This is a genomic window from Mesorhizobium sp. M0968 (assembly GCF_040319065.1).
Classification (GTDB): Bacteria; Pseudomonadota; Alphaproteobacteria; order Rhizobiales; family Rhizobiaceae; genus Mesorhizobium.
In genome coordinates, this window is record NZ_JAMYNL010000024.1 from 1 (window position 1) to 26,340 (window position 26,340).

At 62.6% G+C, this 26,340-nt stretch carries 24 protein-coding genes and 3 pseudogenes; 8 read left to right on the forward strand and 19 right to left on the reverse strand.

Annotated elements, in window-relative coordinates:
• Positions 1-207: 207 nt before the first annotated feature.
• Positions 208-999: an ABC transporter ATP-binding protein gene (locus tag NKH67_RS27520; RefSeq protein WP_352503196.1), complete on the reverse strand. Its 792-nt coding sequence runs from the start codon at positions 997-999 to the stop codon at positions 208-210.
• 161 nt (positions 1,000-1,160) lie between these two features.
• Between NKH67_RS27520 and NKH67_RS27525 the strand changes: the two genes are divergently transcribed.
• The gene (locus NKH67_RS27525; protein ID WP_023720850.1) at positions 1,161-1,565 is read left to right on the forward strand and encodes a cupin domain-containing protein; all 405 of its coding nucleotides are present in this window, start codon (positions 1,161-1,163) and stop codon (positions 1,563-1,565) included.
• A 35-nt stretch (positions 1,566-1,600) separates the two neighbouring features.
• Here the strand turns inward: NKH67_RS27525 and NKH67_RS27530 are convergent, their stop codons facing one another.
• The 6 genes from NKH67_RS27530 to aptA form a co-directional block, all read right to left on the reverse strand.
• On the reverse strand, positions 1,601-1,942 hold the full coding sequence (locus tag NKH67_RS27530; RefSeq protein ID WP_352503195.1) for a hypothetical protein: 342 nt from the start codon (positions 1,940-1,942) through the stop codon (positions 1,601-1,603).
• Positions 1,943-1,971: 29 nt separating this feature from the next.
• The gene (gene hydA, locus NKH67_RS27535; RefSeq protein WP_352503194.1) at positions 1,972-3,423 is read right to left on the reverse strand and encodes a dihydropyrimidinase; all 1,452 of its coding nucleotides are present in this window, start codon (positions 3,421-3,423) and stop codon (positions 1,972-1,974) included.
• An 86-nt stretch (positions 3,424-3,509) separates the two neighbouring features.
• Entirely contained in the window at positions 3,510-3,875 is a 366-nt protein-coding gene (locus NKH67_RS27540; protein WP_352614289.1) for an endonuclease domain-containing protein, read from the reverse strand.
• A 331-nt stretch (positions 3,876-4,206) separates the two neighbouring features.
• Positions 4,207-5,457 (reverse strand): Zn-dependent hydrolase, encoded by a 1,251-nt coding sequence (locus NKH67_RS27545; RefSeq protein ID WP_352453400.1) that lies wholly within the window; start codon positions 5,455-5,457, stop codon positions 4,207-4,209.
• A gap of 3 nt (positions 5,458-5,460) precedes the next feature.
• Positions 5,461-5,880 (reverse strand): endonuclease domain-containing protein, encoded by a 420-nt coding sequence (locus NKH67_RS27550; protein ID WP_352503192.1) that lies wholly within the window; start codon positions 5,878-5,880, stop codon positions 5,461-5,463.
• 139 nt (positions 5,881-6,019) lie between these two features.
• Positions 6,020-7,348 carry an omega-aminotransferase AptA gene (aptA, locus tag NKH67_RS27555; RefSeq protein ID WP_352471500.1) on the reverse strand — a complete coding sequence of 443 codons (1,329 nt, stop codon included), beginning with the start codon at positions 7,346-7,348 and terminating at the stop codon, positions 6,020-6,022.
• A gap of 241 nt (positions 7,349-7,589) precedes the next feature.
• Between aptA and NKH67_RS27560 the strand changes: the two genes are divergently transcribed.
• Positions 7,590-8,231, forward strand: coding sequence for a TetR family transcriptional regulator C-terminal domain-containing protein (locus tag NKH67_RS27560; protein WP_352503191.1), 642 nt, complete (start codon positions 7,590-7,592; stop codon positions 8,229-8,231).
• A gap of 101 nt (positions 8,232-8,332) precedes the next feature.
• Here NKH67_RS27560 and NKH67_RS27565 read toward each other — a convergent pair whose 3' ends face one another.
• Complete coding sequence (locus NKH67_RS27565) at positions 8,333-9,205, reverse strand: helix-turn-helix transcriptional regulator (protein ID WP_352503190.1); 873 nt, start codon at positions 9,203-9,205, stop codon at positions 8,333-8,335.
• Positions 9,206-9,310: 105 nt separating this feature from the next.
• Between NKH67_RS27565 and NKH67_RS27570 the strand changes: the two genes are divergently transcribed.
• Together NKH67_RS27570 and NKH67_RS27575 are read left to right on the forward strand one after the other, a co-directional pair.
• Entirely contained in the window at positions 9,311-10,162 is an 852-nt protein-coding gene (locus NKH67_RS27570) for an SDR family NAD(P)-dependent oxidoreductase (RefSeq protein ID WP_352503189.1), read from the forward strand.
• Entirely contained in the window at positions 10,159-10,881 is a 723-nt protein-coding gene (locus NKH67_RS27575) for an SDR family oxidoreductase (protein WP_352503188.1), read from the forward strand. The genes NKH67_RS27570 and NKH67_RS27575 overlap by 4 nt, the downstream gene beginning before the upstream one ends.
• 30 nt (positions 10,882-10,911) lie before the next feature.
• On the opposite strand, the gene NKH67_RS27580 is transcribed toward NKH67_RS27575, so the two are convergent.
• Both NKH67_RS27580 and NKH67_RS27585 read right to left on the reverse strand, forming a co-directional pair.
• Positions 10,912-11,289, reverse strand: coding sequence for a DoxX family protein (locus NKH67_RS27580; RefSeq protein ID WP_352503187.1), 378 nt, complete (start codon positions 11,287-11,289; stop codon positions 10,912-10,914).
• 61 nt (positions 11,290-11,350) lie between these two features.
• Positions 11,351-11,575: pseudogene (locus tag NKH67_RS27585) on the reverse strand (carboxymuconolactone decarboxylase family protein); the annotation flags it as partial.
• On the opposite strand from NKH67_RS27585, the pseudogene NKH67_RS27590 reads away from it, so the two are divergent.
• A pseudogene (locus tag NKH67_RS27590) lies at positions 11,576-11,644 on the forward strand (carboxymuconolactone decarboxylase family protein); the annotation flags it as partial.
• A 44-nt stretch (positions 11,645-11,688) separates the two neighbouring features.
• Here the strand turns inward: NKH67_RS27590 and NKH67_RS27595 are convergent.
• The 4 genes and pseudogenes from NKH67_RS27595 to NKH67_RS27610 form a co-directional block, all read right to left on the reverse strand.
• A complete protein-coding gene (locus NKH67_RS27595) occupies positions 11,689-12,207 on the reverse strand; it encodes an RrF2 family transcriptional regulator (RefSeq protein ID WP_352503186.1) in 519 nt (172 codons plus the stop codon).
• 100 nt (positions 12,208-12,307) lie between these two features.
• Positions 12,308-13,621: an NAD-dependent dihydropyrimidine dehydrogenase subunit PreA gene (gene preA / locus NKH67_RS27600; protein WP_352503185.1), complete on the reverse strand. Its 1,314-nt coding sequence runs from the start codon at positions 13,619-13,621 to the stop codon at positions 12,308-12,310.
• 2 nt (positions 13,622-13,623) lie between these two features.
• The gene (locus tag NKH67_RS27605; protein ID WP_352503184.1) at positions 13,624-14,988 is read right to left on the reverse strand and encodes an NAD(P)-dependent oxidoreductase; all 1,365 of its coding nucleotides are present in this window, start codon (positions 14,986-14,988) and stop codon (positions 13,624-13,626) included.
• Between the two features lie 214 nt (positions 14,989-15,202).
• A pseudogene (locus NKH67_RS27610) lies at positions 15,203-15,325 on the reverse strand (gamma-glutamylcyclotransferase); the annotation flags it as partial.
• A 173-nt stretch (positions 15,326-15,498) separates the two neighbouring features.
• On the opposite strand from NKH67_RS27610, the gene NKH67_RS27615 reads away from it, so the two are divergent.
• Both NKH67_RS27615 and NKH67_RS27620 read left to right on the forward strand, forming a co-directional pair.
• Positions 15,499-16,275, forward strand: a complete 777-nt coding sequence (locus tag NKH67_RS27615; protein ID WP_352503183.1) for a VOC family protein — start codon at positions 15,499-15,501, stop codon at positions 16,273-16,275.
• Between the two features lie 156 nt (positions 16,276-16,431).
• The gene (locus tag NKH67_RS27620; RefSeq protein ID WP_352503182.1) at positions 16,432-16,812 is read left to right on the forward strand and encodes a DoxX family protein; all 381 of its coding nucleotides are present in this window, start codon (positions 16,432-16,434) and stop codon (positions 16,810-16,812) included.
• Positions 16,813-16,832: 20 nt separating this feature from the next.
• Here NKH67_RS27620 and NKH67_RS27625 read toward each other — a convergent pair whose 3' ends face one another.
• From NKH67_RS27625 to NKH67_RS27635, 3 genes are all read right to left on the reverse strand, one after another.
• Positions 16,833-17,639 (reverse strand): class I SAM-dependent methyltransferase, encoded by an 807-nt coding sequence (locus NKH67_RS27625; RefSeq protein WP_352503181.1) that lies wholly within the window; start codon positions 17,637-17,639, stop codon positions 16,833-16,835.
• A 151-nt stretch (positions 17,640-17,790) separates the two neighbouring features.
• On the reverse strand, positions 17,791-20,232 hold the full coding sequence (locus NKH67_RS27630; protein ID WP_352503180.1) for a GcvT family protein: 2,442 nt from the start codon (positions 20,230-20,232) through the stop codon (positions 17,791-17,793).
• An 81-nt stretch (positions 20,233-20,313) separates the two neighbouring features.
• Positions 20,314-21,852 carry a trimethylamine methyltransferase family protein gene (locus NKH67_RS27635; protein WP_352503179.1) on the reverse strand — a complete coding sequence of 513 codons (1,539 nt, stop codon included), beginning with the start codon at positions 21,850-21,852 and terminating at the stop codon, positions 20,314-20,316.
• Between the two features lie 217 nt (positions 21,853-22,069).
• Between NKH67_RS27635 and NKH67_RS27640 the strand changes: the two genes are divergently transcribed.
• On the forward strand, positions 22,070-22,660 hold the full coding sequence (locus NKH67_RS27640) for a transglycosylase SLT domain-containing protein (protein ID WP_352453201.1): 591 nt from the start codon (positions 22,070-22,072) through the stop codon (positions 22,658-22,660).
• A gap of 14 nt (positions 22,661-22,674) precedes the next feature.
• Here the strand turns inward: NKH67_RS27640 and NKH67_RS27645 are convergent, their stop codons facing one another.
• Both NKH67_RS27645 and NKH67_RS27650 read right to left on the reverse strand, forming a co-directional pair.
• The gene (locus NKH67_RS27645) at positions 22,675-25,095 is read right to left on the reverse strand and encodes a dipeptide ABC transporter ATP-binding protein (RefSeq protein ID WP_352503178.1); all 2,421 of its coding nucleotides are present in this window, start codon (positions 25,093-25,095) and stop codon (positions 22,675-22,677) included.
• Between the two features lie 79 nt (positions 25,096-25,174).
• Positions 25,175-26,332 (reverse strand): ABC transporter permease, encoded by a 1,158-nt coding sequence (locus NKH67_RS27650; protein ID WP_352503177.1) that lies wholly within the window; start codon positions 26,330-26,332, stop codon positions 25,175-25,177.
• Positions 26,333-26,340 lie beyond the last annotated feature (8 nt).

Sequence of the window (26,340 nt, forward strand, 5' to 3'; positions counted from 1 at the left end):
CTCAAAGGCCGGACATATGGACGCAAGCGATCGAAAACGACGCAAAACAACCGTTGCAGGCAGGGCGCCGTCCACATATGGATCCTAGGGTCTGCGCACGCCGCTTCGCGGCGGCTCCGCCCTAGGATGACGAAGGCATTGTTGACCGCTCCCTCGCGGGGCGGAGGCACCTCCTGCGTCGAACGCGCAAGCCCGTCGCGCGCGCCCTCAATCATCATAGCTGTGCCCCGCCCTCAGCCCGTCGCGCACGCGTGCCGCGATGGCCAGGAACTCCGGCGTCTCGCGGATATCGAGCGGTCGCTTTTTCGGCAGCGTCGATTCTATGACGTCGCTGACACGCCCCGGGCGCGGCGACATGACGATGATGCGCGTCGACAGATAGACCGCCTCGGGGATCGAATGGGTGACGAAGCAGATAGTCTTGTTGGTGCGCTCCCAAAGCTCCAGCAGCTGTTCGTTGAGGTGATCGCGCACGATCTCGTCCAGCGCGCCGAACGGCTCGTCCATCAACAAAAGATCGGCGTCGAAGGCGAGCGCCCGCGCGATCGAGGCGCGCTGCTGCATGCCGCCCGAAAGCTGCCAGGGGTATTTCTTCTCGAAGCCGCTGAGATTGACAAGGTCGAGGGTTCGCTTGATGCGCGCCGCCTGCTCTGCCCTGGACAGGCCCATGATCTCCAGCGGCAGTGCCACATTGCGCTCGATGGTGCGCCACGGATAAAGTGCAGCCGCCTGGAAGACATAGCCATAGGCGCGGCTCTGGCGCGCCTGCTCGGGCGTCATGCCGTTGACGGAGATGGCTCCCGATGTCGGCTTCTCCAGATCGGCGATGACGCGCAGCAAGGTCGTCTTGCCGCAGCCGGAGGGCCCGATGAAGGACACGAATTCCCCCTTGCCGATCGTCAGGTCGACATTCGACAGCGCCTGTACCGGACCATCATTGGTCTGGAAGGTCAGTCCAAGCTTGCTTGCCGAAACAACGGCTGGCGATACTCCCGTCATCGGCCGTAGCCTGTCGCTTCCGGCCACTGCGGCGCCGGCCGGAATCCCATTGATTTTACCCAGAGGTTGCTTTCCACTCGCCCAGTCCTACTCGCCGCAGTTCTACGCGCCCCAGTTCTATGCGCCCTTGTCCCATCAGATAGACGCCCGGAGTTGCCCCGATGTCGCCCAAACCGACTTGCCATCTTATCCGCCCTGAAAGCTCTTATGAAGGCAAGCAGGGCCTGAGTTATTTCGCCGGTATCGCCGCCGAAACAGTCGGCTCGTCCGGCATCTGCATGCATCTGCTGACCATGCCGCCGGGTGCCCGCGCCAAGGCGCATATGCACGAAAACCATGAAACCGCGATCTACGTGCTCTCCGGCGAAGTCCATACCTGGTATGGCGACCGGCTCGAACAGCATATCGTGGTCAAGGCCGGCGATCTTTTCTATATTCCCCCCGGCGTGCCGCATCTGCCGGCCAATCTGAGCGACAGCCCCGCCTCGGCGGTCATTGCCCGAACCGATCCCAACGAACAGGAAAGCGTCGTCCTGCTGCCGGAACTGGACGGGTTGGTCGCCTGACGCCGGCATCGAGGCGGCGGTCGTCATCGGCACCGTCACGAACATGATTTCAGCGGCCCGATCTCCTCAAGGCCGGGAATGGTCACGAAGAAACCGTCCCCTCCCCTGTTGATGACCTTGACGACATCCGTGGTCGTGCCCTTCTCGCCCTCGGCGAAACAGGTGGAGCTCAACAACAGGGTGCCAGGCGCCGTCGTCAGTCGCTGTGCGAACTGGCAGCCGCTGCCATAGGTTTCGACGCCGTCGGCGGTCAGCACGACATAATCGTCGCTGTCCTGATAACCGAGCCGTACACCAGCGCAACCGACCTCATTGCCAAAGGAGCCGGCAAGGACGTCAGCCGCCGCCGGCCCGGCGGCAAGGATCACCGCGGCCATTGAGATAATCGCTCCGTGGCTCGCCAAGCTCAAACGCCCGTCGCCGGGATGCCCGTCCGTTCCACCTTGCGCGGCGCGGAAATTTCCTTCCACGTCGACAGCGCCCGGTTGACCGCCGCGTTCGGCTCGCGAGCGACGAATTCGCCATGGCCGGGCTTCGCCTTGACCTCGTTTTCCTCGATCGACAGTTCGCCGCGCGAGAAGACGAAGCGCGGCAGGCCGGTTACCTCAAAACCTTCGAAGACATTGTAGTCGATCACCGACTGCTGCTTCTTGGCCGTGATCTTCTTCTTGCGCTTCGGGTCCCATACGAGGATGTCGGCGTCCGCGCCTTCGACGATGGCGCCCTTCTTCGGGTACATGTTGAGGATCTTGGCGATGTTGGTCGAGGTCACCGCGACGAACTCGTTCATCGTCAGCCGGCCGGTCTTGACGCCGGTCGTCCACAGCACCGGCAAACGATCCTCGAGCCCGCCCGTGCCGTTCGGGATCTTGGTGAAATCGCCGACGCCGTTGCGCTTTTGTTTGGTGGTGAAGGCACAATGGTCGGTCGCCACCACTTGCAGCGACCCGGCCTGCAGGCCGGCCCACAGCGAATCCTGGTGCCATTTGTTGCGGAAGGGCGGGCTCATCACCCGGCGCGCCGCATGGTCCCAGTCCTTGTTGAAATATTCGCTCTCGTCCAGCGTCAGGTGCTGGATCAGCGGCTCGCCGAATACCCGCATGCCTTTCTGGCGCGCCCGGCGGATGGCTTCGTGCGCCTGCTCGCAGGAGACATGCACGACATAGAGCGGCACACCGGCCATGTCGGCGATCATGATGGCGCGGTTGGTCGCCTCGCCTTCGACTTCAGGCGGGCGCGAATAGGCGTGTCCCTCCGGGCCGCTGTTGCCCGCCGCCAGCAGCTTCTGCGACAGGGCGGCCACCACGTCGCCATTCTCGGCATGGACCAGCGGCAGCGCGCCGAGATCGGCACAGCGCTGGAACGACGAATAGAGCTCGTCGTCATCGACCATCAGCGCGCCCTTGTAGGCCATGAAATGCTTGAACGAGGTAATGCCCCTGTCGACGACGGTGGCCATCTCGTCGAACACCTGCTTGCCCCACCAGGTGATCGCCATGTGGAAGGAATAGTCGCAGGACGCTTTCGAGGTCTTGTTGTCCCACATCTGCAGGGCCTCGAGCAGAGACTGCTGCGGCGCCGGCAGACAGAAATCGACGACCATCGTCGTGCCGCCGGCAAGGGCCGCGCGGGTACCGGATTCAAAGTCGTCGGCCGAATAGGTGCCCATGAACGGCATTTCGAGATGGGTATGCGGGTCGATGCCGCCCGGCATTACATAGCAGCCGCTGGCGTCGAACTCATGGTCGCCATGCAGATCCGGCCCGATGCCGATGATCTTGCCGTGCTTGAACAGCACATCGGCCTTCCACGTGCGGTCGGCGGTGACGATGGTGCCGTTCTTGATGACTTTGGACATTTTCTTGTTCCCTTATTCTCTTCGCGCTTCTTGTGAGCGCCTTGCTTGATCAGGTCGGTTCAGCGTCGAGGAACCCTGAACGGCCTCTACATGACTCCAACTTCCCGCAATATCTCCTCGACGCAACCATCGAAGGAATTTGCCAATTCTCCAGTCGAAAACCTGAGCACACGATAGCCCTGTCGGCCAAACCATGCATCACGTATGCGGTCCTTCTCCATTTGCTCCGGCATAAAGTGATGCTCTCCATCCACCTCGATGACGAGGTTCTTCTCGTGCAGAACGAAGTCCGCAATATAAGGCCCAATCGGCGCCTGCTTCCTTGCATGTAACCCGTAGAGGCGACGGAACTCCTTCAGCTCGGACCAGAGCTTACGCTCGCCCTCTGTCATGTTCCGGCGCAACATTCTTGCACGTTTGATGGCGGCTGGATCGATCGCGGTCGGTGCCAAGACGAGTACCCCCACCCTCAATTCCTCCCCACAAGGGGGAGGGAGGCTTGGTGCCGCGCTGTCACAGCTGAACCCATCAAAGCTTTCGCCATAGAAAAAGACGTCGGCATTGCTAGTCCCCCTCCCCCTTGTGGCAGGGCAATCGCATTTGGATTCTTACGAAGATGGACCCCCACCCTAACCCTCCCCACAAGGGGGAGGGAACGCTGCCGCATGCCCTTACTTCCCCTTTTGGCGCCGAAAGGCAGGCAATTTGCCGAGGTCAGTGCCAACGGAAGTCTCCCTCCCCCTTGTGGGGAGGGGTTAGGGGTGGGGGTACGGCGCCAACATCTCACCCCACAATCCCCGCCGTGTCCACCACCGCATGGAACAGCACGTCGGCGCCGGCCGCTGCCCATTCCTTGGTGATTTCCTCGGCCTCGTTGTGGCTGAGACCGTCGACGCAGGGGCACATCACCATTGCGGTGGGTGCGACGCGGTTGATCCAGCAAGCGTCATGGCCGGCGCCCGAGACGATATTGCGATGCGTATACCCCAGGCGCTCCGCCGCATCCCGCACAGCCTTGACGCAGCCCGGATCGAAAGTGACCGGATCGAAATGGCCGACCTGCTCGATTTGATATTGGATGTCGAGCGCTTCGCAGATCGTGTCGATGCCTTCGCGGATGCGCCCGTCCATGGCGTCGAGCACTTCCTTTTCCGGCGAGCGGATGTCGATGGTGAAGACGGTGCGGCCGGCGATGATGTTGCGCGAGTTCGGATAGACCTCCATATGGCCGACCGCGCCGACGGCGTCGGGCTGATAGTCCATGGCGATCTCGTGCACCAACTCGATCACCCGCGCCATGCCGAGCCCGGCATTGCGCCGCTTGGGCATCGGCGTCGAGCCGGTATGCGCCTCCTTGCCGGTCAGCGTCACCTGCAGCCATTTCAACCCTTGCCCATGGGTGACGACACCGATGTCGATGCCCTCGTCCTCGAGGATCGGGCCCTGCTCGATATGCAGCTCGAAAAAGGCGTGGATCTTGCGTTCGCCGACCTTTTCGGTGCCCTTCCACCCGATCCGTTCGAGCTCCTCGCCGAATTTCTTGCCGTCCTTGTCGACATGTGAATAGACGTCGGTCTGGTCGAGCACGCCGGCGAATACCCCGGACGCCATCATCGCCGGCGCAAAGCGGGCGCCTTCCTCGTTGGTCCAGTTGGTGACGACGATCGGATGCCTGGTCTTGATGCCGAGATCGTTGAGCGAGCGCACCACCTCCAGGCCGCCGAGCACGCCGAGCACGCCGTCATACTTGCCGCCGGTCGGCTGGGTGTCGAGATGGCTGCCGACATAGACCGGCGGCAGGCTGGGGTCGGTGCCTTCGCGACGGGCAAACATCGTACCCATCTCGTCGACGCCCATTTCGAGCCCCGCCTCATCGCACCAGCGCTTGAACAGATGCCGCCCTTCGCCGTCCTCGTCAGTAACAGTCTGGCGATTATTGCCGCCGGCAATGCCGGGGCCGATCTTCGCCATCTCCATTATCGAATCCCACAAACGGTCTGAATTGATTCGCAGATTCTCGCCGGGGGCGGCCATATTCTAAAACCTCATTGGTTGTGGCACGCCAGCGTCCCCCTCCCCCTCGAGGGGAGGGTGGCCGCGAAGCGGTCGGGTGGGGTCGGCTGACATGCGCGCGACCTTCTCCTTGACCACCTGTGCGACATGCCAAGCGCTGTTTATGACATCGGGCTCATCGACGCGAAAGATATCGAACCCGAGCGATCGCAGATAGGCATCACGGACGGCGTCGTGCCGTTTGCCCTTCTCCTGTTCGTGCAGATCACCATCGATTTCAACGACCAGCTTTACCGCAAGGCAAGCAAAGTCGACGATATAAGGCCCGATCGGACACTGGCGGCGGAATTTCATCCCGGCCGATTTCAATTCGCGCAGTTCATACCAAAGCAGCGATTCGCCTTTGGTCGCATGAACTCGAAGCGCGCGCGCCTTCTGGCGCATTTCGAAGCTCACGCGGGTCCGGGGCATCACAGGCACCTATGCGGCCGAAGGTCAGGCTGGCGCGCTGCCGCGCCGACCCCACCCGGCCGCTTCGCGGCCACCCTCCCCTCAAGGGGGAGGGAAAGCTGCAGCGCGTTCCTCAATCCACCGCCCTCAGCACTTCGCGCACATGGTCGATCAATTCGTTGATCTGGCCTTTGGTGATGATCAGCGGCGGCGACAGCGCGATGATGTCGCCGGTGGTGCGGATCAATGCACCGCGCTCGAACGCCTTGACGAAAGCCGAGAAGGCCCGCTTCGTTGGCTGGCCGGCGATCGGCGCCAGCTCGATCGCGCCGATCAGGCCGATGTTTCTGATATCGATGACGTTCGGCTCGCCCTTCAGCGAGTGCAGCGCGTCCTCCCAGTACGGCGCCAGTTCCTCGCCGCGCGTCAGCAGCCCTTCTTCCTTGTAGGTGTCAAGCGTGCCCAGCGCTGCCGCGCAGGCGATCGGATTGCCCGAATAGGTGTAGCCGTGGAAGAACTCGATCATGTGCTCGGGGCCGGTCATGAAGGCGTCGTGGATTTCCTTCTTCACGAACACCGCGCCCATCGGGATGACGCCGTTGGAGACGCCCTTCGCCGTGGTCATGATATCCGGCGTGACGCCGAAATAGTCGGCGGCAAACGGCGTACCGAGACGGCCGAAACCGGTGATGACTTCGTCGAAGATCAGCAAGATGCCGTGCTTGGTGCAGATCTCGCGAAGCTTCTGCAAATAGCCCTTCGGCGGCAGGATGACGCCGGTGGAACCGGCAACCGGCTCGACGATGACGGCGGCGATGGTCGAGGCGTCGTGCAAGGCGACGATGCGCTCCAGCTCGTTCGCCAGTTCCGCGCCATGCTCCGGCACGCCCTTGGTGAAAGAGTTCTTTTCCGGCAGATGCGTGTGGGGCATGTGATCGACGCCGCCGAGCAGCGTGCCGAACATCTTGCGGTTGGTGACAATGCCGCCGACGGAGATGCCGCCGAAATTGACGCCGTGATAGCCGCGTTCGCGGCCGATCAGACGGGTGCGCGAGCCCTCGCCTTTGGCGCGGTGATAGGCGATCGCCATCTTCAGCGCGGTCTCGACCGATTCCGAGCCGGAATTCGTGAAGAACACATGGTCCATGCCCTTCGGCGCGATGTCGACCAACCGGTTCGCCAGCTCGAACACGATCGGATGGCCCATCTGGAACGCCGGCGCATAGTCGAGCTCGGCCGCCTGGCTCTGGATCGCCTCGGTGATCTTCGGGCGGCAGTGGCCGGCATTGACGCACCACAGGCCGGCAGTGCCGTCGAGAACCTTGCGCCCGTCGCTGGTCGTGTAATGCATGTCCTTGGCCGACACCATCATGCGCGGCGCCTGCTTGAACTGCCGGTTTGCCGTGAACGGCATCCAGAATGCACTGAGATCGTTCGGCGTGACTTTCAGCCGGTTGGACATGACCGAGACTTCCCCTTGTAACCTGTTTCGGTGCGGCTAACGCCTGGTCTTTCCAACTTGGTCTTCGCGACGTTTTCGTGCTACGCAAATTTTTGACCGGTTGGACAAACGTTAGCACCGCCTTATCAGCGGTCAAGGGATTACTAGCGGAAATGCGGCTTTCGAAGTGCGCTCCACAGGGCGGAGAAAAACTGGTCCAGAGAATTGGTCCAGACACTCCTCGCAGCGAAGGTTTTTCGAGGTGACGGATGCGGTCGAAAGCTCTGCTCCTCGCCGCACCCGCATCCAGGTGGAAAAGCGCGAGCTCATCCTCGAGGCGGCGCTCGAAGTCTTCTCGACCAACGGTTTTCGCGGCTCGACAATCGACCAGATCGCTGAAGCCGCCGGCATGTCGAAGCCGAACCTGCTCTATTATTTCCGCCGCAAGGAGGACATCCACAAGACGCTGATGCAGCGGCTTCTCGACACCTGGCTGGCGCCGCTGCGCGAACTCGACGATATCGGCGACCCCTTGACCGAACTGCGCAGCTATATCAGGCGCAAGCTCGAAATGGCACGCGATTTCCCGCGCGAGAGCCGGCTGTTCGCCAACGAGATCCTGCAGGGCGCGCCGCGCATCATGCCGATGCTGGAAGGCGAGTTGAAGACGCTGGTCGACGAGAAGGCCAATGTCATCAAGGGCTGGATGCGCGCCGGCAAGATTGCCCGCACCGACCCCTGGCACCTGATCTTCTCGATCTGGGCGACGACGCAGCATTATGCCGATTTCGACGTGCAGGTCCGCGCCGTGCTCGGCCCCGACCGCGGCGGCGACGGCCGTTTCGAGGATGCCGCAAGGTTTCTCGAGCAGCTGTTCATCGACGGGCTGAAGCCGAAGGGCTGAGGCAGCTCGGCTGTCGCAAACCTCCCCCATTGCTTCGTCATCCTGGGGCGCAGCAAGGAGCGGAGCGACGCAGCGCAGACCCCAGGATGACGAAGCTGGGTTCACGCGCTGCGCCGCTCGGCCGGCCGCGCATCGAGCAGCTTCTGCAGCTTGGCGATCGAGTTCTGCTCGGCGAGCGGCGTGTAGACGATCAGTTTCATGTCGGAGCCGTCGTCGATCGACAGGCTCATATGCTCGAACGCCATGGCACCCGCTATCGGATGGCTGACATGCTTTACACCCGATAGGTTACGGGCCACGTCGCGTAGCGGCCACCAGGCGCGAAACTCCGGGCTCGAGCGCGTCATCAGCGCGATCAGCCGCTCGAAATCCGGATCGCCGACATATCTGGCGCTTTCTGCCCGGAATGACGCCAGCACGGCACGTGCCAGTTCCTCCCAATCAACGAGCAGGCGCCGATGCTGCGGGCTGGTGAAAACCATATGGACGATGTTGCGGGCATCGCCCTCCAGCAGGCCATAGTCGCCGAACACGGCTGCCGCGGCAGAGTTCCAGGCCAGCACGTCCCAACGCCGCCCAAGGACATAGGCCGGCTGCAGGACCAGGCTCTGCAGCATGTGCAGCAACGGGCTATCGACCTTTTCCGGCGCGTCGACGCGACGCTCCGGCTGCGGGCGGCCGGCAAGAATGAACAGATGCCGTTGCTCGGCCGTGTCCAGGCGCAACGCCTGACTGAGCGCCGTCAGCACCTCGACGGACGGCCGCACGTCGCGCCCTTGCTCCAGCCAGGTGTACCAGGTCGTGCCGACGCCGGCGATCATCGCCACCTCCTCGCGCCGCAGCCCGGGTGTGCGCCGGCGCAGTCCGGTCGAGATGCCCGTGGCCGAAGGCGTCAGCCTTTCCCGTCGCGAGCGCAGAAAGGCGCCAAGCTCGCGGCGGCGGCTGTCTTCGGCGGAGTGTGTCGGTGAATCCATCGGTGCTATTATAGCAGTATCGATACCAGGATAAAGTTTGAACTGTTTGGCAAGTGGCCGGTGCCCCATCTTTCCGTTCAGAGCGATGACATGGAGGCTCTGAACATGGAACTGAAAGACAGGACAATCCTCATCACAGGATCGACCGACGGCGTCGGCCGCGTCGTCGCGCAAAGCCTCGGCGCCGGCGGCGCTCGTATCCTGGTGCATGGCCGCGACGCGACTAGGGGCAAGGCGACCGTGGCCGAAATCGAAGCCGCCGGCGGCAAGGCCGAGCTGCTGGTCGCCGACCTCTCCTCCCTGGCGGAAGTCCGCCGCCTCGCCGAGGCGGTGCGCGCAAGGACCAAGCGGCTCGATATCCTTATCAACAATGCCGGCGTCGGCACAGCCGGCCCCAACTCCAAACGACAGGTTAGCGCCGACGGCTACGAGTTGCGCTTTGCCGTCAATTATCTCGCCGGCTTCCTGCTCACCATGGAGCTGCTGCCGCTGCTCAAGTCCAGCGCGCCGTCGCGCATCGTCAACGTCGCCTCGGCCGGCCAGCAGGCGATCGACTTCGACGACGTCATGCTGACCCGCTCCTATGACGGCGTCCGTGCCTACTGCCAGAGCAAGCTGGCGCAGATCATGTTCACCATCGACCTGGCGGAGCAGCTGCACGGCACCAATGTGACCGTCAACAGCCTGCATCCGGCAAGCTACATGAACACCACGATGGTGCGGCAGGCGGGCATCACGCCGTGGAGCTCGGTCGAAACCGGCGCCGAAGCCATCATCAACCTCGCCACATCGCCGGCACTCGAAGGGCGAAGCGGCCTCTATTTCGACGGCCAGAGAGAATCCCGTGCCGATGCGCAAGCCTATGACGTGAAGGCGAGGCAGCAGTTGCGCGAATTGAGTCTCGGCCTTGTCGGGCTCGCACCCGTTTCCGCAACATCGAAGAAAGAAAATTCATGACCGAGAAAACGCAGCACGCCGTGATCGTCGGCGGCTCCTCCGGCATCGGCCTCGCCACCGCGAAAAAGCTGCTTGGCCCGGGCATGAAGGTGACTATCACCGGGCGCAACCGGGAAAGGCTCGACAACGCATGGCAAAGCCTTGGCGGCGCAGTCGAAAAGGCTGCCTTCGATGCCGCGAAGCCGGACGAGGTTCGCCGGTTCTTCAACGATCTCGGCCCTTTCGATCACCTGGTGCTGGCCGCCAGCGGCGGCAAGGGGCTCGGCCCGTTCGAAACACTTGACTTGACCGACATCGGCGGCGGCGTCGACGAGAAGGTCCGGCCACAGCTCTCCTGCCTGCAGGCCGCCTTGCCGACGCTGAACAAGAACGGCTCGGTGACTTTCATCTCGGCGGTGTCGGCGCAATTGTCGGCGCCGGGTATCGCCGGCATCGCCGCCGTCAACGGCATGCTGCTGACCGTGGTGCCGATCCTGGCGATGGAGCTGAAGCCGTTACGCGTCAATGTCGTGGCACCGGGCGTCATCGACACGCCGTGGTGGGATTTCCTGCCCGATGAACAGCGCCATGCGGTGTTTGCCGAGTATGCCGGCAAGACGCCGGTCGGCCGCATCGGCCGCGCCGAGGACGTCGCCGAGGCAATTGCGTTCCTGGTTTCGAACAGCTTCGTCACCGGCCAGGTCCTGACCTGTGACGGCGGCTTGCGGTATGCGGCGTGAGCGGCCGCCTCCAAGAGGCGTCAGTAGCTGTCAAAGCGACTGCGCGATCAGCGCCAGAAATCCTCCGGCCAGCGCGACGTTGCCGACAAAGCCATTGATGCGGGACGCGCGCTCGGGCCCCTGATGATCCCAGAAATTGTGGAACATCGGCGTAGCAAAAACCAGGAACAGGATCAGGCATGCCGCCGCCGGAGCGGTCCAGATGTCCGCGATCACCAACGCTCCGGCGATGATCTGCAGGACGATCCCCAGCCACAGCACCGGCCGCGCCTGCGGCACGCCGCGCGTCGTCATCAATTGGCTCACCAACGCCGCGTTCTGGATGTTGCGCAGGCCGGCAAAGACAAAGGCGCCGCCAAGCAGCAGGCGGGCGGCGAATAGAATCTCACTATCAAAGTTTGAAAACATGCTGTCGGGTCCTCGGGCAGAAAAGAGGCGCGCGGCGGAAGGCCGCGCGCCTGGTCCATGCTCAGGCGGCCAAGACTGCTGGCATCGGATGGATTGCATGAAACGGAACGCAAAGCCGGTTCCAGGTGTTGATCATGCCGAGCGCAACCGAGAGCTTGACCAGCTCCTCTTCCGAGAAATATTCGAGCGTCCTTGCATAGAGTTCGTCCGACACACCGTTGTCGGCAATCCTGGTCAGCGCGTCGGTCCAGGCCAAGGCCGCGCGTTCGCGCTCTGAAAACAGCGCCGCGAAGCGCGCCGCGACGGCGAAAGCGAGCAGCGGCTCTATCTCGTCTCCGCCTGGAAGGAATCGCCGCCGCGCCGAAAAGTTGCAGCCTCTGTTTCATCGTCTGTAGCCTTTCATGCTTGCTTGGTTGAACCTGATTTCTGCGGCCGCCGATGGCGCTCGACGAAGGCGCAGTTCGCGGCGACCGAACGGGGATCGGCATCGGCGGTGTATTCTGCAACGATGTCGGACAGCCGGGCGTCGGCGAGCGCGGCGCGATAGGCACGCTCGGCCTTCAGCATGGCTACGTTGATGCCGCAGGGTTTGACATAGACCGAGGCATTGAGCTTCGCTGGGCCGCGCTGGCGGATTTCGGCGCAGCGGAACGCCGGTTCACGCCCCTCGACGGCCAGCACGATATCGAGCAGCGTTATGCGTTCCGCCGGCCGCGCCAGCCGGTAGCCGCCGGACGGCCCCGGCACTGATTCCAGAATGCCGGACGCAGTCAGCGCGTTGAGATGCTTAGGCAGATAGCTCGGCGACAGCCCGAACGCTTCGGCCATGGCAGCACCTGGCAAGGTAGCGGCGCCATCAACGCCGGCGAGCATCGCGGCGCAGTGGATGGCCGCTTCGACGCCTTCGCCCAGCTTCATTTCGCTCTCCTGTTCATGGATATAGATTATCTTGGATATCTTTTATCCGCAATTGGAAAGTCAAAAAGCGGCGCCCATGGACGCCGCTTTTTTCGCAATGCTATTCCGCCGCCACCTTGGCCATCGGATTGTTGGGATGCGTCGTCCAGTTGGCATAGATCGGCGACACTGGCCTACCAGTGCGCTCATCGATCGCGCCAACCGCCAGTGGCTCCATGGTGATGCAGTTCTCGACCGGGCAGACATTGACGCAGAGATTGCAGCCGACGCATTCGGCCTCGATCACCTCGAAATGCCTGACGCCGTCGACGATTGCGGTGATCGCCTGGTGCGAGGTGTCCTCGCAGGCGATGTGGCAGCGGCCGCATTTGATGCAGGCCTCCTGGTCGATATGCGCCTTTGCGATGTAGTTGAGGTTGAGATACTGCCAGTCGGTGACGTTGGGAGTGGCGCGGCCAATGATGTCGTCGAGCGAGGCATGGCCCTTCTCGTCCATCCAGTTTTCCAGGCCGGCGATCATCTCCTGCACGATCTTGAAGCCATAGGTCATCGCCGCCGTGCACACCTGCACATTGCCGGCGCCAAGCGCCATGAACTCGGCGGCGTCGCGCCAGGTGGTGATGCCTCCGATACCGGAGATCGGCAGGCCCTTCGTTTCCGGGTCGCGCGCGATCTCGGCCACCATGTTCATGGCGATCGGCTTCACCGCCGGGCCGCAATAGCCGCCATGCGAACCCTTGCCGTCAATCGTCGGCTCCGGTGCGAAATTGTCGAGATTAACGCCGGTGATCGAATTGATGGTGTTGATCAGCGACACCGCGTCGGTGCCGCCGGCAAGCGCAGCGCGTGCCGGCTTGCGTATGTCGGTGATGTTGGGCGTCAGCTTGGTGATGACAGGCATGCGGGTGTTGGCCTTGCACCAGCGCACCACCATTTCGATGTATTCCGGCACCTGGCCGACCGCCGCACCCATGCCGCGTTCCGACATGCCATGCGGGCAGCCGAAATTGAGTTCGATGCCGTCAGCGCCGGTCTCCTCGACTACCGGCAGGATCGCCTTCCAGGCATGCTCCTCGCAAGGCACCATCAGCGAGACGACGATCGCCCGGTCGGGCCAGTCCATCTTGACCTGCTTGATCTCGCGCAGATTGACCTGCAGGTCGCGGTCGGTGATCAGCTCGATGTTGTTGAGGCCGAGCAGACGACGGTCGGCGCCCCAGATCGCGCCATAGCGCGGACCGTTGACGTTGACCACCGGCGGGCCCTCTTCGCCGAGCGTCTTCCATACCACGCCGCCCCAGCCCGCCTTGAAGGCGCGAATGACATTATAGGCCTTGTCGGTCGGCGGCGCCGAAGCCAGCCAGAACGGGTTCGGCGACTTGATGCCGACGAAATTGTTGCGGATGTCTGCCATGCTCATGCCCTCCCGTTCGAGGTCAGTGCCCGATGAATGCTCTCCGCCGCATCGCGGCCTTGCGCGACGGCTGAAACAGTCAGGTCGTCGCCGCCGAAAATGCAGTCGCCGCCAGCCCAGACATTGGCCAGCGAGGTGCGCCCTTCCGCGTCGACCTTGATGCGGCCGGCTTCCAGCGCGACCTCCGCACCGCTGCCGTTGAGCGCAGCCGGGACAAAGCTCTGGCCGATCGCCTTGAACACCTGATCGGCGACGAGCGTCAGCCGCTCGCCGGTGCCGACGAGCCTGTCGCCGTCCATCGCGGTGTATTCGAGCTCGATCGCCGATACCTTGCCGGCGTCGGCAATGACCCGCTTCGGCTGCAACCAGTGCCGGATGATGACGCCGTTGGCGGCAGCCAGATCCTGCTCGAATTCGGAGGCATTCATGTGCTCCGGGCCGCGCCGATAGCAGATCGTCACCTCTTCGGCTCCGAGCAGCTTCGATTGCACCGCCGCGTCGATCGCCGTCATGCCGCCGCCGATGACGACAACACGCCGGCCGACCGGCAGGCTGGCCAGATCACTGGCCTGACGAAGCTCGGCAATGAACTCGACGGCATTGGTGACGCCTTGCGCCTCCTCGCCATCCGCTCGCAAGGCATTGACGCCGGCAAGCCCCATGCCGAGGAACACCGCATCGTAATTCCTGGTCAGGTCCGACAGCTGGTAATCTCGGCCGAGCGCCTTGCCGTTCTGGATGTCGATGCCGCCGATCGACGTGACATAGTCGACTTCGGCCTGGGCGAAATTGTCGACGCTCTTATAGGCGGCGATACCGTACTCATTGAGGCCGCCGGGCTTCGGCCGAGCTTCCAGGATGGTCACGTCGTGGCCGTAGCGGGAGAGCCGATGCGCGGCGGCAAGCCCCGCCGGTCCGGCGCCGACCACGGCGACCGTCTTGCCGGTCGGTTCGGGGCGCTCGTAGAACTGCTTGTTTTCGGCCATGGCGACATCGGTGGCGTAGCGCTGAAGGCGACCGATCTGCACCGGCTTGCCTTCGGCCACCTCCCGCACGCAGACTTCTTCGCATAGCGTCTCGGTCGGGCAGACGCGGGCGCACATGCCGCCCAAAATGTTCTGGTCAAAAATAGTCTTGGCTGAGCCGATGGGATTGCCCGTCGAAATCTGGCGGATGAACAGCGGGATGTCGATCGAGGTCGGACACGCATTCATGCACGGCGCGTCATAGCAGAAATAGCAGCGGCCGGACTCGACCAGCGCCTCGTGATGATCGAGCGGCGGGTGCAGGTCGGCAAAATTATCGGCATATTGTCCCGGCGAAAGCCGCCCGCCGGCAATGCCTTGCTTGAACTGGCCTTCTGGCATCGTCAGTTCCCCATGTTCTTGTTTTGGAGAAGGCTAGCACGTTTTATTTTTTTATCAATTGGTCAATTTTCTGTGCAACTGCTGAAAAGCCACGACTAAACATGACAAGTATACTCATGGTACAAAAGCCGCCGACAGGGAAGCTTGGCCATAGCGGCACTGCCGTTGCTGGACTGAGTGGTCAGCCTGGTAAGCTTAGCGTTGGTTTTGATCACCGAAGGCAAAGGGCCCTGAAGTCTTCGTCCGTCAGCTGCGTCCAGCTGCCATCGGCGCCGGGATCGGCCTCCTCCCGATGGCACAGCGCGACAAGTTCGGAAGTGGGCGACATCCGGCGCATGGATCAACAACCCCTCGTTGACTGCGAGCAAAGTCGAAAACCACAGGGCGCGCAACCCGGTAACATTTCCAATTTGCCGTCATCTTTTTTGGTTGGCTGTCGGATTTTCGTCGTGAAGATCGTCCTAGAATGGATCGCGCATGATCGATGTACAAACCGCAAGGAGCACGACAATGCCACAGTCCCCCATGCCCTTCTTCTGGTACGAGCTGATGACCACCGATCTCGACGCCGCCGAGGCGTTTTACACCTCCGTGGTGGGCTGGAGGGGGCAGCCTTTCGAAGGGGCCCAGGGCATGCCGCGCTATATCGTCATGAATGTCGGCGAGCGCGGCGTCGGCGGGATGATGACGCTGCCCGATGACGCGCGCAAGATGGGCATGCCGCCGGCCTGGGTCGGTTATATCCTCACCAGGGACATCGATGCCGCAACGGCCTCCCTCAAGAAGGCTGGTGGCGCGGTTCACCGCGAGCCCGACGACATTCCTGGCGTCGGCCGCTTCGCCGTCGTTGCAGACCCGCAAGGCGCGATGTTCAACTTCCTGCAGCCCAGCGGCCCCGACCAGCCGCCGCTACCGTTGGCGACCCCCGGCAACATCGGCTGGCATGAGCTCTACACGTCAGACTGGAAGGCGGCGTTCGATTTCTATTCCAGCCAGTTCGGCTGGGAGAAGGGCGACGCCATGGATATGGGTCCGATGGGCGTCTACCAGCTTTTCGCCTTCGGCGGCGAGCTCGTTGGCGGCATGATGAACAAGCCCGAGCAGATCCCGGCGCCGGTCTGGCAGTTCTATTTCAACGTGCCCGGCATCGACGCGGCAGCCAAGCGCGTCACCGACAATGGCGGCAAGATCCTGATGGGTCCGATGGAGGTCCCCGGCGGCAGCTGGATCGTACAGTGCACGGATCCGCAAGGCGCCCATTTCGCGCTAATGGCACCGACGCGGTAACAGGCCGCGCCAATTGCGGGGCCGCCATCGTGCGGCCCCAAGGCTGCAGCACGCCTCACGACTCACTCACCGACAGTTGAATGAAGGCCGGACTATGTGAATGGTCCGGCCTTTGGCGATGACCTATGGCCGGGCTAGGTGAAAATGGAGTCGTAGATGAAGCTTTTCGAAGGCCAACCGTTCGCCCTTGCCGCCTTGCGCATCATGACGGCGCTGCAGTTCATTGAGCACGGCACCCAGAAACTGTTCAATTTCCCCGTAGGCGACCATGCCGGCGCCCTGAGCGCGCTATCGCTGACCGCGGCCATCCTGGAATTCGGAGGCGGCATCCTGCTGGTATTGGGGCTTTTCACCAGGCCGGTTGCATTCCTTCTCAGCGGCGAGATGGCGATCGCCTATTTCATGGCGCACATGCCGCAGAGCTTCTTCCCGGTCAACAATGGCGGCGATGCCGCGATCTCCTTCTGCTTCATCTTCTTCTACCTGGTATTCGCCGGCCCCGGCGCCCTGGCACTGGACAACCGCAAAACATCGTAGCCGGGCGGATCAGCGCGCGCTCAGGCCGACTTGCGCGCAATCAGGCCCGCGAAGGCGATGAACCCGAAGAACTCTCCGGTTTCGACACGCCGGCGCGCCTCGTGCTTCAGCCCGTCGCCAAGCGCCTTGTCGAGTCGCTTCCAGCCGGCCAGAATATCGGCGCCGCGATCGACCAGAGTCAGCATGTAGTCGGGCGCGGCAATTTGGGCGTAGCCGTAGCTGTCGAATTTTTCGACGACAAAGCCCGCCGATTTCGCCAGCAGCGGCAGCCGGCGCGTCAGCCAGCGGTCATTCACCAGCGCCGCCATTGCGGCATCCACGCAATCCTGCAGCGGATCATGGTCGCCGATGGCGACCGTCGTCGTCGCGTAATCGCCGTCGAAGATCGCCAGGCAGCCGCCTGGGCGAAGCACGCGCAACGATTCCGTCAGGGCCTTTTCGGGACCGGGCACATGGGTCAGGCAGGTATGGAAGATGACCACATCGAACGAGTTGTCCTCGTGCGGCAGCGACCTGGCATCCCCTTCGACGAAGTTCAGGTTGGGGATATCCGCGGCAAGCTCGCGCGCCTTCGCCAGAAATATCGGCGACGGATCGAGCCCAACAACCTCGTTCACCCCCGGCCAGCGCGCAAGCTCGCGACTGATCGGTCCCGAGCCGCAGCCGCCTTCGAGGACGCGTGCCCTTTCCGGAAAATCGATCGAGGAGAAAAACGAGTGGCGGATTGCCTTCTGGCGCGGGTCTGCGGCCCGCAACTCCATCGCGTTGATAAGAACCGCGACAACAGCCGGATCAGCGGTTGTGATCTGCGCATACACATCGGGCATGGTGGACCTCCGAAGCAATTGCCCAGCCTTCCGCCGCAGCTCGACAATAAAACCAAAGGTCACCGCGCGAAAGAATTTTCACTATCGCGAAATCGTCCTCCCCCTTTCATCGTGCCACCGGCACGGCGACTTCGCCATGCCACTCGGTTCCTCAACCGCGCATCCGCTCGAAATTGGCGTCAAACAGCGGTGTCTGCTGCATACGTGCGGCGTAACGCTTGCCCAATAGCTCGATCTCGAAACCGTTGGCCTCATCGGCGATCTCTTTCGGCACGTAACCGATGGCGACGGACTTTTTTGAATGATGCGCGTAGCCACCCGACGTGACCCAGCCGCGCACGGCACCGCCATACCAGATTGGCTCGTCGCCGATGACGTCGGCATCGGCAGCATCGACGACAAAGGCCCGCAACCGCAGTCTGCCGCCTTGCTTGCGCTCCGCCAGCGCTGCCTGCTTGCCGATGAAATCGGCCTCTTTGCCATAGGCGACGAAGCGGTCGAGGCCGGCCTCCAGCGGCCCATAGATCGGCCGGTATTCGCGCGCCCATGAGCCGTAATTCTTCTCGAGCCGCAGCGCATTGAGCGCGCGCGAGCCGAACAGGCCGATGCCGAATTCCTCGCCCGCCGCCATCAGCGCCTGATAGGCGGCACGCTGATATTCCGGCGCCACCCAGATTTCGTAGCCGAGGTCGCCGGTGTAGCTGACGCGCCCGACCAGGCACGGTGCCATGCCGATATCCATCCTGCTGATGGCCATGAACGGAAAGGCCGTATTCGACACGTCAGATCGTGTGACCTTTTCAAGAAGGTTCCGCGCGCTCGGCCCGGCGATCGACAGGCCGGTGAGTTTTGCTCCCAGCGCCTCGATGTTAACAGAGCCGTCCTTCGGCAGATGCGCTTCGAACCAGCGCATGTGGTACTGCTCGGCGACACCGCTGCCGGCCAGGAACCAATCCTTGCTTGCAGAATTTGGACCGCCGAGATTGGCCAGCGTGAAATCGCCGATCAACCTGCCGTCTTCCTTCAGCATCGGCGCCAGCGTCATGCGGCCGGGCCTTGGCAATTTGCACGCGAGCATACTGTCGAGCCAGGTTGCTGCGCCCTCGCCGGTTACTCTGTATTTGGCGAATGACGAGATTTCAGACAAACCAACGCGTTGCCGAACCGTCTCCACTTCTTTCGCGACATGCTCGAAGTCGCTCGAGCGGCGCCAGGAGAATTCGTCCTTGACCCCTTCGGGCGCATACCATAGCGGCACTTCCAGCCCATAGGCGACGCCCCATTGCGCGCCCTCGGCCGACAACAGATCATAGACCGGCGTCGTCTTGAGCGGTCGCCCAGCCGGCAGTTCCTCGTTCGGGAAGCGGATCGAAAACCGCCGCGAATAATTCTCGCGCACCTTGGCGTTGGTATAGGCCATCGTGGCCCAGTCACCGTAGCGCGACACATCCATCGCCCAGATGTCGGCGCCGGGATCGCCCTCGATCATCCAGTTCGACAGCGCCAGGCCGACGCCGCCGCCCTGCGAGAACCCCGCCATGACACCACAGGCCACCCAGAACCCCGGCAGGCTGCGCACCGGCCCGACCAGCGGATTGCCGTCCGGCGCGAAGGTGAAGGGTCCGTTGATGATCTGCTTGATGCCGGTGTTCTGGAACGCCGGGAAATGCCGGAAGCCAACCTCCAGCGACGGTGCGATGCGGTCGATATCGGGCTCCAGCAGTTCGTGGCCGAAATTCCATGGCGTCTGGAATTCGGACCATGGCTTGTTGGCCTTTTCATAAGTGCCCATCAGCATGCCGCCGCGTTCCTGGCGCAGATAGAGCTCGCCGTCGAAGTCGACCGCATGGATGATCTCCGTGCCGGTCTTCTGGTTCCAGGCGGCGACCTCCGGCATGTCCTCGGTGATCAGGTACATGTGCTCCATCGCCAGCACCGGCAGCTCCAGCCCGACCATGCGGCCGACCTCACGCGCCCACAGGCCGCCGGCATTGACGACATGTTCGGCCACAACCTCGCCCTTGTTGGTGATGACGCGCCACAACCCGTCGGCGCGCCGCACAATGTCCTCGACCTTGGTGAAACGCTCGACCTCGGCACCAAGCTTCCTCGCCGCCTTGGCGTAGGCGTGGGTAACGCCGGACGGGTCGAGATGACCGTCCTCCTTGTTGCGCACGGCACCGACGAACTGCTTGGGATCGAGCAACGGCATCAGCTCGGCCGCCTCATCAGGCGATATCTCCTCGAGCTCGATGCCGAGATAGCGGCCCTTGGCGACGACGCCGCGCAGCCAGTCGAGCCGCGCCTCCGTCGCTGCCAGCAAGACGCCGCCAGTCAAATGCACGCCGGTCGCCTGGCCGGACAGTTCCTCGATCTCCTTGTAGAGCGAGATTGTGTATTTCTGCAGCTTGGCGACATTGGGATCGCCATTGATCGTGTGCATGCCGCCGGCGGCGTGCCAGGTCGAGCCGGAGGTTAATTCATCGCGCTCCAGAAGCACGATGTCTGTCCAGCCGTGCCGGGCCAGATGGAACAGCACGGAGCACCCGACAACGCCACCGCCGATAACCACGACCTTTGCATGCGATTTCATGGGATTCTCGTCGTTTCAAAGAGTTGGATGGGTTTCATGATTCTGGAGGAGAAGAGAATGAAGCCGAACAAGACGAGCGGCTTAAGGCTCGCCCGCCCCGATCGCTTCCTTGCGCTTGGCCACGTACGCCTCAAGCGCCTCGCGTCTGGAGATTTCCATCACCGGCTCGACATAGTCCTCCAGCGCCTTCTTCCACAGCCTCGTCGCTCGCGCCGTGGCGTCTAGCCCACCAGCTTCCTGCCAAGCCTCGAAATTCTGCCAGTTGGACAGCATCGGCTGATAGAAGGCCGTGGCGTAGCGCTCCAGCGTGTGCGGCTCGCCGAAGAAGTGGCCGCCGGTCGGAACCGCACCCAGAGCCTCGACGGCAAGCTCGGCCTCGTTGACCTCGATCGGGCGCAAAAACTCCATCATGTGCTGGATCATCTCGACGTCGATGATGAACTTTTCGAACGACGCTGTCAGTCCGCCCTCTTGCCAGCCGGCGGCATGGTAGACGAGGTTGCCATGGCCGAGCACCGCGCCCCACAGCGCCATCAGCGTCTCATAGGCGCCTTGCGCGTCGGCGGCATTGGAAGCCGAGCCCGGCGTTGTGCGATAAGGCAGGTTGTAACGCCGCGCCAACTGTCCGGACGCGATATTCGCCTTGGTGTTTTCAGGCGTGCCGAACGCCGGCGCTCCCGATTTCATATCGACATTGGAGGTAAAGGCGCCATACATCACCGGCGCGCCGGGGCGGACGAGCTGCGTCAGCACCACGCCGAACAGCGCCTCGGCATTCTGCTGGGCGAGCGCGCCGGCAAGCGTCACCGGGCTCATCGCTCCCATCAGCGTGAATGGCGTTACCGCCACCGACTGGCCGAACTCGGCCATCGTCATCAGCCCCTCGGCCATCATCTCGTCGAAGCGGCGCGGCGAATTGACCGAAATGATCGTGGTGACGCCGGGATCGTGGCGCATCTCGTCAAGCGTCAGTCCGCGCGCGATTGCCATCATTTCGATGCCGTCGAGCGCCCTGCCGCGGCCGATGGCCGAGACGTGAAAGCTTTTGTCGGTCAGTGTCAGATTGGCGAAATAAGTGTCGAGATGACGGGAATTCGCCGGCAATTCTACCGGCGCGCAGACCTGGTTGCCTAGCATGTGGATGCAGTTGAAATGCTGCGCCAGCCGGACGAGATCGGAATAATCGCGCAAATTGCCGGCACGGCGGCCGCGCTCCATGTCGTGCACATTCGGCGGCCCGGCGACGAGCGTGAAGTTGATGGTATTGCCGCCGAGGTGGACGGCATGGGCGGGATTGCGCGGCGTCAGCGTATAACTGGACTGCGTCGTCTTCAGCGCTTCCTCGATCATGCCGCGATCGATGCGGACGTTCATCGTGGCATGATCGACCTTGGCTCCGGCCTTCTCGAACAGCGACAGCGCCCGCGGGCTCATCACCTCGATGCCGAAATTCTCCAGGATATGCATTGACGCCTGGTGGATCGCCTCGATCTGGTCGGCCGAGAGCATCGCCATCGGCGGATAAGGATTTGTCACCCGCCTGAGCGGCAGTTGCGGGATGGCGGTCGGTCCCCTGTTGCTGGTTCGCTCGGCGCCGCGCTTGCGTCTTGGTTCGCTCATGCCGCGCATCAAAGCGCCGGCACGAGGATCGAGCTGTCAAGAATCCGCCACCTGCGGGCGTGATTTTAGCCAAGGCGCCATTGCGGGAATTTCACATCGGTAAAAGCGACAACAAACGTCGGAATGTTTATACCTGCTCAGTGTCGGCCAAGCGACCGATGAGCCGTTAAGGAAGACAGCAAGCTTCCTTTTATGTTTTCGGCCTAATGCTCTTCCGATGCGTAGGTCGAGTTTTAGTAAAATTATAGCGATTGCCGCGCCGCTGGCGCTTTCGGCCTGCGCGACGCCACCGAACCATATCAACGATGTGTGCGCCGTTTTCGACCAGAATGACGGCTGGTTCGACAATTGGCAGGCGGCGGCACAACGAACCGAGCAGAAATACGGTGTGCCGGTTCCCGTGCTGATGGCGACGGTGCGCAAGGAATCCGGCTTCAAGAGCAACGCAAGGCCGCCGCGCACCAAGCTGCTGGGCTTCATTCCCTGGAAACATATCTCCAGCGCCACCGGCTTCTCGCAGGCGCTCGACGGCACCTGGGCGCAATACCAGAACGAGACCGGAAGCTGGGCGGCGCGCCGCACCAGGTTTGCCGATGCCGTCGATTTCGTCGGCTGGTATCATTCCAAGACCGCCGACACGCTCGGCGTCGCCCGCAACGACACCTACAATCTGTATCTCGCCTACTATCTCGGCTGGAATGCCTACAAGCGCGGCAGTCGCGGCGACGCCGACGTGCAGCGCTATGCGCATGCCACCGAACAGATGGCGCAGGACTACGCCGCGCAGCTACGGCAATGCGCGCCCTAGCCTATTAACGGCTCTCAGCCGCCCTTGGGTTTGCGCGGCTTGCGCGTGGCGTCCTCGGCCTGTCGGCCGTCGCCGACAGTCGGCGGCATGATTGGTGCCACCGCGCTGTCGGCAGAGCTTGAGGTGCCGGTCTCTGAAACCTCGTCGCGAACCTCGTGACGGCGGGCTTTGGCGACCGCTTCGGCATTCTCCACTGCCTGGCCCTCGGCATCGGCTTCAACGCTGCCAGTCTTTCCATGCGGGCGCTTGGGCGGATCTCCGGCAAAGCCCGGGCCAACACCGTGGTTTGCATCATCCGGCACGCCCTCATTTGCGGCGTGCTCCTTGTCGAATTTGATCACCGGCTCCATTTTCGCCAGCACGTCGTCGGACAGCCAGCACAGGCTCATATGGCCGTCGCCGAGATTTTTGACTGGCGGCACCATGGTTTCGCAAAGGTTGTCCGGCACCAGTTTCTTGTAGCCGCAGCGCGTCTGGAACGGACAGCCGGACGGCGGGTTCATCGCCGAAGGGATGTCGCCCTCCAGCACGATGTGCTTCTTGACCACGCTTGTGTCGGCGATCGGGATCGCCGACAGCAATGCCTCGGTATAGGGGTGATAGGGCGGCGCGAATATCTGGTCGGTCGTGCCTTGCTCAACGATATAGCCGAGATACATGACGACGACGCGGTCGGCGATGTAGCGCACCACCGACAGATCGTGGCTGATGAACAGCATCGTCGTCTTGTTCTTGCGCTGGATGTCCATCAAGAGCTCGGTCACCGCGGCCTGGACCGACACATCCAGTGCCGAGACCGGCTCGTCGGCCACCACCACCTTGGCGTCGCCGGCAAAGGCACGCGCAACGCCGATGCGCTGTTTCTGGCCGCCTGAAAGCTGGCGCGGCTTGCGCGACTCGAACGCCCTCGGCAGCTTCACCAGGTCGAGCAATTCCAGCATTCGCTTGCGGCGGTCGGCCACCGTGTCGCCGACGTTGAACTTTTCCAGCGTACGGATGATCTGCGAACCGACCGAATGGCTGGGATTGAGCGTGTCGAACGGATTTTGGAACACCATCTGGATCGACGACACCGTGTCGACGCTGCGCTTCTCGATCCCGGTCGACTGGATCTCCTTATTGCCGAGCTTGACGCGGCCGGAGCTTGCCGTTTCGAGGCCGAGCAGCACCTTGGCCAGGGTCGATTTTCCGCAGCCGGATTCGCCGACGATCGCGACGGTCTCGGATTCGCGCGCCATAAACGAGATCGTCTCGTTGGCCTTGACGACACGGCCCTCGCTCGAGCCGAACACTTCGCTGCCGCCGACCTTGTAGTACTTCCTGAGGTCTTCGATCTGGAGCACCGGCGCACCGGGCACCACCCGCTCGTTGACCTTCTTGGCGCCGGGTGGCAGCGCCTCCCAGTCGATCTCGTTGAAGCGCACACAGCGCGAGAAATGCCCGTCATGGCCTTCGACCGCGATCATCGGAATTTCGGCGGCGTTGCAGACGCCCTCGACGAAATGGTGGCAGCGCGGGCCGAAATTGCAGCCCTTCGGCCGCTCGTGCGGTAGCGGCAACTGCCCCGGGATGGATATCAGCGGCCGCGAATTCTTGTCGGCGCCCGGCAGCGGGATCGAGCGGAACAGGCCTTGCGTGTAGGGATGGCGCATCCGGTCGAAGACGTCCTTGATCTTGCCCGTCTCCACCGCTTCGCCCGAATACATCACCGTGATGCGGTCGCAGGTCTCCAGGATCAGGCCGAGATTGTGCGACACGAAGATCATCGAGGTGCCGAACTTCTCGCCCAGCCCCTTGACCAGGTCGACGATGCCGGCCTCAACCGTCACGTCGAGCGCTGTCGTCGGCTCGTCGAGCAGAAGCAGCGCAGGCTTCGACAGCAGCGCCATGGCAATGACGATGCGCTGCTGCTGGCCGCCGGAAAGCTGGTGCGGGTAGGAACGCATCATGCGCTCGGGATCCGGCAGCTTCACCGCGCGCACCATTTCCAAGGCGCGTTTGTAAGCTTCGTCCTTCGACACCTTGTCGTGGATCAGTGGCACTTCCATCAGCTGCTGGCCGACCTTCATCGCCGGGTTAAGACTGGCCATCGGCTCCTGGTAGATCATCGCGATCTTGTTGCCGCGGATAGCTCGCAGTTCTTCGTCGGACAGTTCTCCCATGTCCTTGCCCTGGAATTTGATCTTTCCGCCGACAATCTTTCCGATGTTGGAGAGGTCGCGCATGATGCCGAGCGACACGGTCGACTTGCCGCAGCCGGATTCGCCGACAATACCCATCGCCTCGCCGGGCATGACCGTGCAGGAAAAATCCATAACCGCCGGGATCTCGCCCTTGCGGGTGAAGAAGGAGATCGACAGGTTCTCGATCTCGATGATCGGCCCATTGGTCGGCCCATTGGTCGGCTTGGCGGGATTTCGAACTGCCTCATTCATGGGTCGCTCCAATCCTTGTTCTTCAGGCATGTCGGGCCGAACCCGGCATCGATCTTCCCGGCGTCAATCTTTCCCGGCATCAATCCTTCATAGACTGTTCGCGCAACGAATCCGCCAGGAGGTTGAGGCCGAGCACGAACGACATCAATGCGATCGTCGGCGGCAGCGCCGGGTGGATGAAGGAGCGCAGCAGCCGGCTGGCATCCTTGATCGCCGTGCCCCAGTCCGGGCTTTCCGGCGCCAGTCCCAGCCCGAAATAGCCGAGCGTGCCGAGCAGGATCGTGGTGTAGCCGATGCGCAGGCAGGCGTCGACGATCAGCGGCCCGCGCGCATTGGGCAATATCTCCCACAGCATGATGTACCAGGGCGATTCACCGCGCGTTTGTGCCGCCGCAACATAGTCGCGCGTTTTGATATCCATGACCAGGCCGCGCACGATGCGGAACACGCCGGGGCTGGAGGCGAACACCACCGCCACGAAGATATTGAGCTGGTTGGGATCGATGTGGATGATCTTGAACGGATCGGCATCGAAGACAAGGCCTGCATAGATCCAGCCGCCAAGTACCAACGTCAGGCCAAGCAGGATATAGAGGCGGTCGGGGCGGTTCTTGTAGCGCGTCCAGAACAGCACACTGAAGAAGATGATCGGAAACAGGAAGAACAGCCCTGCCATCGCGTAGGGGATCGGCGTGTCCATGATGCCCGGCGTCACCAGCAGGTAGAACAGGAGGATCACCGGGAAGGCCAGCACAAGGTTGGCGAGGAAGGACAGCACCGTATCGATCTTGCCGCCATAATAGCCGGCCGGCAGGCCGAGCGTAATGCCGACCATCAGCGCAAAACCGGTCGCCGCCGGCGCGATGATCAGCACGATCTGGCTGCCATAGACCATGCGGGAGAACACGTCGCGGGCGAGCTTGTCGCCGCCGAAATAGTATACAAGTTTCGACCCCGGCTCGATTGCGCCCGGCAGCGCGTCCTTCATGATCGGCACTTGGGCGAGCGGATCGAAGGGCGAGATGGTCGACGCGAAGATCGCCGTAAACAGCCAGAACAGGCAGATGCCGACGCCGACGATGCCGACGCCGCTGTCGAAAAGCTGGCCGTAAAGGCCTAGCTTCTTCTTGTAGCCGAAGCTCGCCCCCATCACCAGGGCGAGAGCGATCCAGACCGGCCAGAAGCGGGCAAGCACGCCGAGTACGACGTTGAAGGCGCTGAGATATTCGACCTGCATCCGCCCGG